The sequence below is a fragment of the Devosia sp. genome (assembly GCF_035944845.1).
Lineage (GTDB): Bacteria > Pseudomonadota > Alphaproteobacteria > Rhizobiales > Devosiaceae > Devosia_A.
The window spans coordinates 24,263-32,857 of sequence record NZ_DASZAW010000088.1 but is presented as its reverse complement, the minus strand read 5'-3'; the positions used below and the strand labels follow the sequence as shown (position 1 = coordinate 32,857).

The 8,595-nt window shown below is 65.4% G+C and carries 9 protein-coding genes and 1 pseudogene; 7 read left to right on the top strand and 3 right to left on the bottom strand.

Features of this window, described 5'->3' with window-relative positions; translation table 11 throughout:
* Nucleotides 1-755 precede the first annotated feature (755 nt).
* From VGV07_RS17850 to VGV07_RS17840, 3 genes are all read left to right on the top strand, one after another.
* Nucleotides 756-1,166, top strand: coding sequence for an NADH:ubiquinone oxidoreductase subunit NDUFA12 (locus tag VGV07_RS17850; protein ID WP_326870078.1), 411 nt, complete (start codon nt 756-758; stop codon nt 1,164-1,166).
* Between the two features lie 20 nt (nt 1,167-1,186).
* Nucleotides 1,187-1,606: a DUF2155 domain-containing protein gene (locus VGV07_RS17845; RefSeq protein ID WP_414649973.1), complete on the top strand. Its 420-nt coding sequence runs from the start codon at nt 1,187-1,189 to the stop codon at nt 1,604-1,606.
* Nucleotides 1,607-1,968: 362 nt separating this feature from the next.
* Nucleotides 1,969-2,466 (top strand): GyrI-like domain-containing protein, encoded by a 498-nt coding sequence (locus tag VGV07_RS17840; RefSeq protein ID WP_326870077.1) that lies wholly within the window; start codon nt 1,969-1,971, stop codon nt 2,464-2,466.
* 441 nt (nt 2,467-2,907) lie between these two features.
* On the opposite strand, the gene VGV07_RS17835 is transcribed toward VGV07_RS17840, so the two are convergent.
* Genes VGV07_RS17835 through VGV07_RS17825 form a run of 3 tightly spaced genes read right to left on the bottom strand, consistent with a single transcriptional unit; the run spans nt 2,908 to nt 5,887 of the window.
* Entirely contained in the window at nt 2,908-4,188 is a 1,281-nt protein-coding gene (locus VGV07_RS17835) for an ABC transporter substrate-binding protein (RefSeq protein ID WP_326870076.1), read from the bottom strand.
* A complete protein-coding gene (locus VGV07_RS17830) occupies nt 4,185-5,045 on the bottom strand; it encodes an AraC family transcriptional regulator (RefSeq protein WP_326870075.1) in 861 nt (286 codons plus the stop codon). Before VGV07_RS17830 ends, VGV07_RS17835 begins: the two co-directional genes overlap by 4 nt.
* Nucleotides 5,042-5,887: a phytanoyl-CoA dioxygenase family protein gene (locus tag VGV07_RS17825; protein ID WP_326870074.1), complete on the bottom strand. Its 846-nt coding sequence runs from the start codon at nt 5,885-5,887 to the stop codon at nt 5,042-5,044. Before VGV07_RS17825 ends, VGV07_RS17830 begins: the two co-directional genes overlap by 4 nt.
* A gap of 430 nt (nt 5,888-6,317) precedes the next feature.
* Here VGV07_RS17825 and VGV07_RS17820 point away from each other — a divergent pair, with 430 nt between their 5' ends.
* The 4 genes and pseudogenes from VGV07_RS17820 (at nt 6,318) to VGV07_RS17800 (ending at nt 8,491) form a co-directional block, all read left to right on the top strand.
* Nucleotides 6,318-6,665 carry a metalloregulator ArsR/SmtB family transcription factor gene (locus VGV07_RS17820; RefSeq protein WP_326870073.1) on the top strand — a complete coding sequence of 116 codons (348 nt, stop codon included), beginning with the start codon at nt 6,318-6,320 and terminating at the stop codon, nt 6,663-6,665.
* A complete protein-coding gene (locus VGV07_RS17815; protein WP_326870072.1) occupies nt 6,649-7,236 on the top strand; it encodes an SRPBCC domain-containing protein in 588 nt (195 codons plus the stop codon). The genes VGV07_RS17820 and VGV07_RS17815 overlap by 17 nt, the downstream gene beginning before the upstream one ends.
* A complete protein-coding gene (locus VGV07_RS17810; RefSeq protein ID WP_326870071.1) occupies nt 7,211-7,702 on the top strand; it encodes a GyrI-like domain-containing protein in 492 nt (163 codons plus the stop codon). The genes VGV07_RS17815 and VGV07_RS17810 overlap by 26 nt, the downstream gene beginning before the upstream one ends.
* A pseudogene (locus VGV07_RS17800) lies at nt 7,596-8,491 on the top strand (SDR family NAD(P)-dependent oxidoreductase). The gene VGV07_RS17810 and the pseudogene VGV07_RS17800 overlap by 107 nt, the downstream one beginning before the upstream one ends.
* The last annotated feature ends 104 nt before the right edge of the window (nt 8,492-8,595 follow it).

The window sequence follows — 8,595 nt, the reverse complement described above, 5'->3', positions numbered from 1 at the left end:
TCCCCGCATAGGCGCTGTCGTTGGCTTTCGTGAACCGGCGTTCGATGCGCATTTGTCTATATATTCCCCAATAAAGCGGACAGGAAAGCCCGCGAGCCGCCAAGGACGGCTTCTGCCTCTTTGTATGACGCTGTCTAACTGGCCGCGAAAAGCGACCCAGGAGCCCCGTTTGGGACCCTCGACGAACTGCTGTCGCCGTGTGGTCCCGGTCGTCCGTCGTGCCGTCTGAACACGCCCGGCGCAACCTCCAAAGGATGCGTCCGATGCTTCGAGTCGGTCAATGCCGAGGCATGATCACAACATACAACAGCTAGTGGCATTGCCCGTGTCCGACGGCTAAATCCAGTATCTCATATGTGGATTACGGGGAAAAGTTCCAAGCTCGATTCGGCAGTTCGGAAGGTCAATTTTCAGTACCTCGGCCTCACGGATCGCTGCCAAAATCGGTGCTAAACCCCGAGAAAGCGGCCACTCTTTCGCCATCTTTGAGCGACGCGCGAAGATGAAGCGATGGGGCTAAGCAGCAGGCGGATTTCGGTGCGAATCCTGTCAAGCGCATTATTTCCGTCACAAATCGGCGACCATACACAGCGCCTGATTGTCGGTCGGCACACCATAGGTAGAGGGCAGGGCGGTCGCCGCCTTTATGCTAGGCGTGTGTCCTAGGGCATGTTAGAGCCACGGGCAGAAATGACGCGCGATTTGGCGCGCGAACGGATTCCGAGACGGGTTCAGACGGTATGGCGAACGGCGGCATGAAGGACTTCCTGATCGAGATACTGGCCTGGTGGCGGGGCAACACCTGGGGCACGCGCCTCTGGATCGCGACGCAGGGCGAGTTCGTCGGCGAAGACGAGACCGGCAACCGCTATTACCGCTCGAAGCCAGGCTCCAAGCCCGGCCCCAACGGCTACGAGCGCCGCATGGTGGTCTATGCCGGCGGCTATGCCGAGCCCACCACCATCCCGCCCGGTTGGTATGGCTGGATGCACTACCGCACCAACACTCCGCCGACCGCTGAGGAATACACGGCGCGTCCCTGGCAGCAGCCGCACCAGCCCAACCTCACCGGCACCGCCGCGGCCTACCGCCCGGATGGCAGCCTGTTGAACAAGGGCGAACGCCCGCGCGTCACCGGCGACTACGACGCCTGGTCGCCCGAATAAGCCCGACTATCGTCCAGCCCATGCAGATGGTCCGCAAGGCAGTTGCCGCCATTTTCGTCAGCTTTGCGCTGGCGAGCCCTGTGCTGGCCGAGACGATCGCCAATCCGGTCGCCCAGTTCTCCGGGCTCGACAAGATCACCGGGCGCATCACCACCTTCGATGTCTATATCGATGAGACGGTGCAGTTCGGCGCGCTGCAGATCACGCCACGCGCCTGCTACACAAGGCCGCCCACCGAGACGCAGCGCACCAGCGTGTTCGTCGAGGTCGACCAGGTGAGCCTCAAGGGCTCGATCGACCGGATCTTTACCGGCTGGATGTTCGCCGACAGCCCGGCGCTCAACGCCATCGACCACGCCGTCTACGATATCTGGCTGCTCGACTGTAAGCAGAGCTCGGATGTCCCGCCGCCATCGGCGGATACCGCTGCTGGGGGCTGAGCTAGCCGCAGGGCACGTGGATGCCTCCCCCACGGTGTCACCCCGGCGAAAGCCGGGGCCCATCCTGAGGGGCTTCGGCAGATCACTGCTCGCCCGGCACGCCTCGCTGCAAATCCTCACCTTCCCACCGGCGTCATCCCCGCGCAGGCGGGGACTCAGTGCGATTTCTCAAGCTCCACCAGCGCTGCAGCATCCCACTAGGTTCCCGCCTGCGCGGGAATGACGCCGGTGGTGCGCTGATCCCTTGTGCCCGGAGGGCTGCGCCGCGCCGTCACCTCTATCAACGCCCACCGCAACCAAGATCAAGTCAGGCGCCGGCCTCCTGCGCTTAGCTCCTCCCACCCCAACGAGAGGAGCCACAAATGCTCAGTACCCCCGAGATCGTAACCCGCCCGGACCAGCCGTTCGCGGCGATCCGCATCAGCCTCGATCGCGGCGAAATCCCATCGAAGGCGCCGCCGCTGGTCGGCGAGGTCGCCGGCTGGCTCGCCGCTCGGGGCGCCGCCCCCATAGGCGCGCCGTTCTTCAGCTACCTCGAAATGCCTGAGGACGGGGCGATGGTGATGGAGGTGGGTTTCCCTACTGCAACACTGCTCAGCGGCGATTCGAAGGTCAGGACCGGCACCATCCCGGCCGGCCGCTTTGCGACGCTGATCCACACCGGACCCTATGAGGGGCTCTACCAGGCCAACGTGGCGCTCGGCGAATGGCTGGAGAAGCAAGGCATCCCGCATCCGATGCCGGAAGATGCACCGGGCGAGTACGACGCGGCACTGCTGGAGATCTACATCACCGACCCGGCCGACGAGCCCGACCCGCAGAAATGGCAAACCGAAGTAGCGTTCCGGTTGGGGAAGTAAGCATCGCGAAGCAATCCGGCCGGGGCCTTGGGCCTGTCACGGATGTTCCCCCACCCACGGTGTCACCCCGGCGGAGGCCGGGGCCCATCCTGAGACGGTGAGGGACTTGCGCCAGAGCCACAGCTCAGGATGCGTCCCGGCCTGCGCCCCATTCGCTAAGCCACGGAGTGTCCAATCCGAGAGCTTGCCATCAGAAAGTGCCCCAAGCTCGGTGTCATCCCCGCGAAAGCGGGGACCTCCGTTTGAGATAGTGCCGCAGGCGAGAAAACAGAGGCCCCTGCTTTCGCGGGAATGACCCGGTGGGCGGGAGAGGGGCCAGGACCAAACGCACATGAGCTTTCGCTCAGGTTGGGCCCTGGCCGCGTCACCGGGGTGGTGCCGGCGGGAACCTCACCCCCAGAAAAGGACCGGCCGGCCCGGGAGAGGAACCGGCCGGCCGAGTCATCCCGCCCGGGCGAGGATATCCTGTGCCCCGTTCACCAGCTGCGCCGCGGCGTCCTCGGGCGATTTGGCGCCGAAGGCGACTTCCTGGCTCAGCGTGCCCAGCAGCGACTGGCTGATCTCGCCCGCCGCAGACGGCGGCGACGGCGGGATCGGCCCGAGCAGGTCGCCCAGGTTGGCGAAGAAATCGAGGGTCTGCCGTTCGAGGTCGGTGACGCTACCCGCAATATGCTCGCGCGACGCCGCCGAAGCCGGAATGCCGCGCTCCAGCCCGAGCAGGCTCGCCGCCTCGAGATCACGCACGAAGAAGTTGATCAGCTCGACCGCTTCGTCCTTGAGCTTGGAGGTCTGCGCCAGGGTCCACATCATCGTCGGCTTGCGGTACTGCCCGCCTTTACCGCCGGCCATCGCCAGCGGCATGTTGGTGACCGCCAGCGTATCCTTGACCAGGGCCTGGTAGGCGATGAGTTCATTGACCCCGGTAAAGCCGCTGGCGGCGCGTCCGGTCACCAGCATGCTGGTATCGATGGTACCGGTCGAAATCGCCTGCTCCTCGGCGGTCACGCAGGCCTGTTTGCCGCGCAGGTCCGCCCATAGCGTGAACCACTCGGCCGCATCTTCCGTCCCGAAGGCGAGCTCGCCCTCCGCGGTATAGAGCGCCTTGCCGCGCTGCCTCAGCCAGTTCTCGAGCGCCGGCTCGTTACCCGAGCCGTCCTGCAGCATGCGCATCCCGGCATTGGCCGCATTGAAGTCGCCGGCCATGCCTAAAAGCTCCGCATAGGTCGTCGTGGGGCCCGGCACCGGCAGGCCGGCCCGCTCGAAGGCGCTCGCATTGACCTGCAGGCAGAAGCCGCCGGCGCCCATGCTCACGCCATAGAACTTGCCGTCGACCTTGCCGGCTTCGATCTGGTCGGCATCGAAATCGGCGAGGTCCAGCGCGCCGCCCAGATAATCGTCGAGCGGCGTCAGCGCGCCGCGCTGCGCATATTCGACGATGTAGCGATAGTCCATCTGGATCAGGTCGGGTGCATTGCCGCCGGCGGTCTGGGTCGCAACCTTCGGCCAGTAGTCGGTGAACCCCATGAACTCGCCGACCACCGGCGCGGTGCCGAGCTTGTTCTGGAACAGGTCGAACACCGCAAAGGTCCGCTCGGCGCGCGCCTGGCCGCCCCAGAAGATGGCGCGGACACCGTCCGACTGCGCCCGTGCCACCGGCGCCAGCGCCGTCGCCCCCAGTAGCGCGAGGGCGCCCTTAAGCACCGTCCTGCGACGTGTGATCATATCGTCTCCTCCTGACTCTTTTGAGCCTCGTGTTGCGCGCGGCGCCGGTCCTCGCCCGGCGTCGTCGCGAAGTAGGATCTGTACTGGCGCGAGAAATACTGGGTGGTCGAGTAGCCCAGGATCGAGCAGATCTCCCCGATGCTCATCGAGGTGGTCTGCAGCAGGTTGCGCGCCTTGAGCAGCTTGGTCGATTTGACGAAGCTGATCGGGCTCACCCCGTAGATGCGCCGAAAGGTGCGGGTGAAATGCGAGCGGCTGCGAAACACCGCCCCGGCGAGCTCCGAGATGTCATCGTGCTCGGCCGGCATTTCGAGCACCTTGTTGGCAAGTTCGATCACATCGCGGTCGAGCCGTGAGCTGGGAACATCCCCCGGTACGAGCTGCAGCGCTGCGCCGTGCAACTCGTCGAGCACCGCCCTGAGCAGCATGGCGGTGCGCCTGCCATTGTCGGCGAGACCTGCGAGTTCGGCGGCGTGCAACTGTACGATCTTGCGGGTCACCGCGTCGATGAACAGGAAGTCCGACGTCCAGCACCAGACCGGCGGCAGCGGCGCTTCCGCCCGATAGGCATAGTTGAGAAAAGTGACGCCCAGCGGATTGGCGGAGTTGTGCGCGGCCCGGTAGACGCCATCGGGCCGCATCACCACGGTCACCCCGGGCAGCAGGGCGATCCGCTCGCCGCCGGGCGCCACCAGTTCGCCTTCGCCGGCCCAGATCAACCAGATGCGATAATTGTCGAGCTTGGTCGGATCGGAGGCGAAAGACCAACCCGGGTCGCACCGCATGCGCCCCACCGGGGCGCGCAGCTCGACGCCCGTCTCATCTTTACCGAAGGTGCTGGCAGCCGCTTGGTTCAACAGGTTGCCCCAGCCCCTTCACCACCGAACAGGGCGAGACGCTCGGCCGCCGCGCTCGGCTGCGCGCCCTGGTCCATGTAGTGGAACTGCAGCGCCCGGCGCCGCTGCGCCGAGTTGTTCGAGGGCGTGCCATGCGGCAGGAGGCCATCGAAGAACATGCCGTCGCCGGGCCGCAGCGGAAAGGCGACGCTCCGCCGGCCGGCCATATCGGTGTCGCAGATCTGCCAGTCGCGACGCCGGAAGTGGTGGATCGGCCCCAGCTTGTGCCCGCCGTCGAGCACCTGCATGCAGCCATTGGCAATGGTGGCCTCGTCGACGGCGATCCACACCCCGACGATGCGCGTTCCGAGCGGATAGTCGAAGAACGCATGATCCTGGTGCCACGGCTTCTCGCGGCCGCCGCGCGGCGGCTTGAGCAATGCCATGTCCTGGAACAGCCGCACGTCGCGTTCCAGCAGATGCCGGGCGATCGCTCCGATCCGCTCGCCCAGCGCGATGCCGGCCAGCCGCTTTTCATGGGGCACGAAGTCATAGAGCTTGCGGACGGCGTCGTAGCGCTCGGCCGCCGTCATCGTCCCGATGATCTCCTTGTATCCTTTTTCGTAGGACACTCCAGAGAACCCCAGCACGCGGCCCTCGATCAGGTCGTCGATCGCGGCCTTTGCCGCAGCCAACTCGTCGGCCTGCAATAAGCCCTCGACCGATAGCCAGCCATGCTCGCGATAATGCGCACGCGATGCCGCGGTCAGCGCGGTGGCGATATCCACCCGCGCTGCGCTCGTTTCCGGGTCGTAGAGTCCGTCCTGGTAGGCGCCGCCCTGTTCCTGGTCGAATTGCAGCATGGTCCGTAATCCCGTGCACCGAAGCTCGCGTTCGGTTTCCTCTTGCCGGGATGATCGGGCCAAATCCGCATCGATCCAAGGCCACGAAGCCGCCGAAGTTGTGCACGATTCGCGCATTGTGAGCGTCGGGGTCGGCTGGAGCGTTTCACCGCTGCGTGGATTCGGTGAAAGCTATTGAGGGCGACCTCGCCACCACCCTATCGGTCCCACCACCGGGTCATCCGCGCGAAAGCGGGGACCTCCGTTTGCGATGGTGCGCAACACGCAAAAAACAAAGGTTCCCGCTTTCGCGGGAATGATCCGGTGGCTGAGCCAGACCCCAGGTCCCATGTCCTCGCAGGGCTGACGGCCAGTGGCGAGTCAGCCAACGGCTTGACTCGTCGTTCGCGAAGCTATTTAACAACTGTGTTATTTAACACATGTGCGAAATATGACCGCCGACGCTCTCAGCCTCACTCTCTCCGCGCTCGCCGACCCAACGCGGCGGGCAATCTTGCAGCGGCTGAGCGAGGGTGAGGCGTCAGTGAGCGAATTGACGGCCCCCTTCGATATTTCGATGCCGGCCATTTCGCGCCATCTGAAGGTGCTGGAGCAGGCCGGGCTCGTGGCGCGCACGCGGCACGCGCAATGGCGTCCGGTGCAGCTCAATGCTGCGCCGCTGGCCGAGCTGGCGAACTGGGTCGAGCGCTACCGCCGGCACTGGGACCAGAACTTTGCGCGCATGGACGCCTACCTCGCCGAACTGCAGAAGGGGAATCCCAATGGCCCGAAGCAATAGCGTCACGGCCGAACAGGCAGCCCTGGTGCTGGAGTTCGACCGGCTGTTCGACGCGCCGCGAGCGCTCGTGTGGCGCCTGTGGAAAGACCCCGAGCATATGGTGCGCTGGCACGGGCCGGAGGGCTACGCGCTGCTCAGCTGCGACATCGACTTCCGCGTCGGCGGCAAGTGGCGGCGCTGCATGAGCAATGGGCCGGGCCACGCCCACTGGATCCGTGGCGAGTATCTCGAGATCGTCGAGCCGAGCCGGCTGAGCTTCACCTACATCAACGAGTATGACGGCTTCGAGACCGTGGTGACGATGGATTTCGTCGACGAGCACGGCAAGACCCGGATGTTTTTCCGGCAGACCCCGTTCATCACCCTTGAGGAGCGCGATGGGCACGGCTGGGGCTGGAAGAGCGGCTTCGATGTGTTCGACCGCTATGTGGCTGAGTTCATCGACGACGACTGGCGCCCCAAGGGCCGTCCGCGCAGCGATGGCGTAGCCGAGGATATGGTCGCGGCGAGGCGCCGGGCACTGGAGCGCAAGCGGGAGGACGACAATGCTCACCCTACCAACGATTGTTGAGCGGACGGCTCAACCCTATGTCGCCATCCGCAAGCGGGTGACCATTCCGTTCGATGCGGTGATCGGCGCCACCATGGATGCGATGTTCGCCGCGGTGAAAGCCAAGGGCTTGCAACCGGTTGGGCCCGCATTCTTCAAGTACAACATTGTCAACATGCCGGATCTCGAGATCGAGTTCGGCGTGCCCGTGGCGGCTCTTGTGGTCAGTGACGGGCAACTGGTCGGTGGCACGCTGCCCGCTGGCCGCTATGCCCAGACTACCTATTGGGGCCACTACGACAACCTGATGGACGTCAATGCCGTGCTGATCGGCTGGGCGAAGGAAAAGCGCATCGCGTGGGACGCCACCACCGGCAGCGATGGCGAGCACTTTGTCGCCCGCTTCGAAATCTACCCCAACAGCCCCGAGGAAGAGCCTGATCCGGACAAGTGGGAAACCACCGTCGCCATCAAGATCAGGGAGTGAACCGGTGCTGCTGAACGATCGGACGGCGATCGTCTACGGCGGCTCGGGCGCGGTCGGTGGGGCCGTCGCCAAAGCCTATGCACGCGAGGGCGCACGGGTGTTCCTTGCTGCCCGCAACCGCGAACGGCTCACGGCCGTGGCAGCTGAGATAACCGCAGCCGGGGAAGGGTCGAGGTGGCGCCGGTCGATGCCACCGACCATGAAGCCGTCGAGACGCATCTCCAAGCGATCGCCGCCACGGCCGGCCCCGTGAAGATCATGTTCAACGCAGTCAGCCTCGACGACACCCAGGGCCAGAAGCTGATCGACATGCCGCGCGAGCGGTTCATCGCGCCGGTGTTGACCGGGATGAAGACCTGGTTTTCGACCGGCACCGCCAATGCCCGGCATATGGCGGCCAATGGCGGCGGCGTCATCGTCGGCATCACCGCCAACGCGGCGCGTGAGGCCTATGACATCATGGGCGGCTTCGGCGTGTCGCAGGCGGCGATCGAGCATTTTCTCCGCCACCTCGCGGTCGAGAACGGCCCCGCGGGGGTGCGTTGCGTCTGCGTCCGCTCACCAGGCTCGCCCGATGCGCCGGGCGTGCGCGAAGCGTTCCTGCTGCATGCGAAAGAAGAGGGGATCACCCTCGAGGAAGCCGAGCGCCGCGCTGGCGAACGCACCCCGCTGCGGCGGCTGACCCCGCTAGCCCAGATCGCCGACGTCGCCGTGCTGCTGGCGTCGGACCTCGCCGCGTCGATGACGGCGACGGTGGCCAACGCTACGGGTGGGGCGCAGGTGGATTAGGGTACCATGCGATTGGGCGTCACCGGCACAGCTGTTGTGCTCGGTTTCGCCCCACCCACCGGCTGTCATCCCAGCGAAAGCAGGGGACCCAACTCGCAGCCCGC

Bases quoted from the DNA above. Each gene is read 5' to 3' on its own strand.
- VGV07_RS17835 (WP_326870076.1), bottom strand. From the start codon at position 4,188: ATGATCACACGTCGCAGGACGGTGCTTAAGGGCGCCCTCGCGCTACTG.
- VGV07_RS17815 (WP_326870072.1), top strand. From the start codon at position 6,649: ATGGCCCGAAGCAATAGCGTCACGGCCGAACAGGCAGCCCTGGTGCTG.
- VGV07_RS17820 (WP_326870073.1), top strand. From the start codon at position 6,318: ATGACCGCCGACGCTCTCAGCCTCACTCTCTCCGCGCTCGCCGACCCA.
- VGV07_RS17825 (WP_326870074.1), bottom strand. From the start codon at position 5,887: ATGCTGCAATTCGACCAGGAACAGGGCGGCGCCTACCAGGACGGACTC.
- VGV07_RS17810 (WP_326870071.1), top strand. From the start codon at position 7,211: ATGCTCACCCTACCAACGATTGTTGAGCGGACGGCTCAACCCTATGTC.
- VGV07_RS17850 (WP_326870078.1), top strand. From the start codon at position 756: ATGAAGGACTTCCTGATCGAGATACTGGCCTGGTGGCGGGGCAACACC.
- VGV07_RS17845 (WP_414649973.1), top strand. From the start codon at position 1,187: ATGCAGATGGTCCGCAAGGCAGTTGCCGCCATTTTCGTCAGCTTTGCG.
- VGV07_RS17840 (WP_326870077.1), top strand. From the start codon at position 1,969: ATGCTCAGTACCCCCGAGATCGTAACCCGCCCGGACCAGCCGTTCGCG.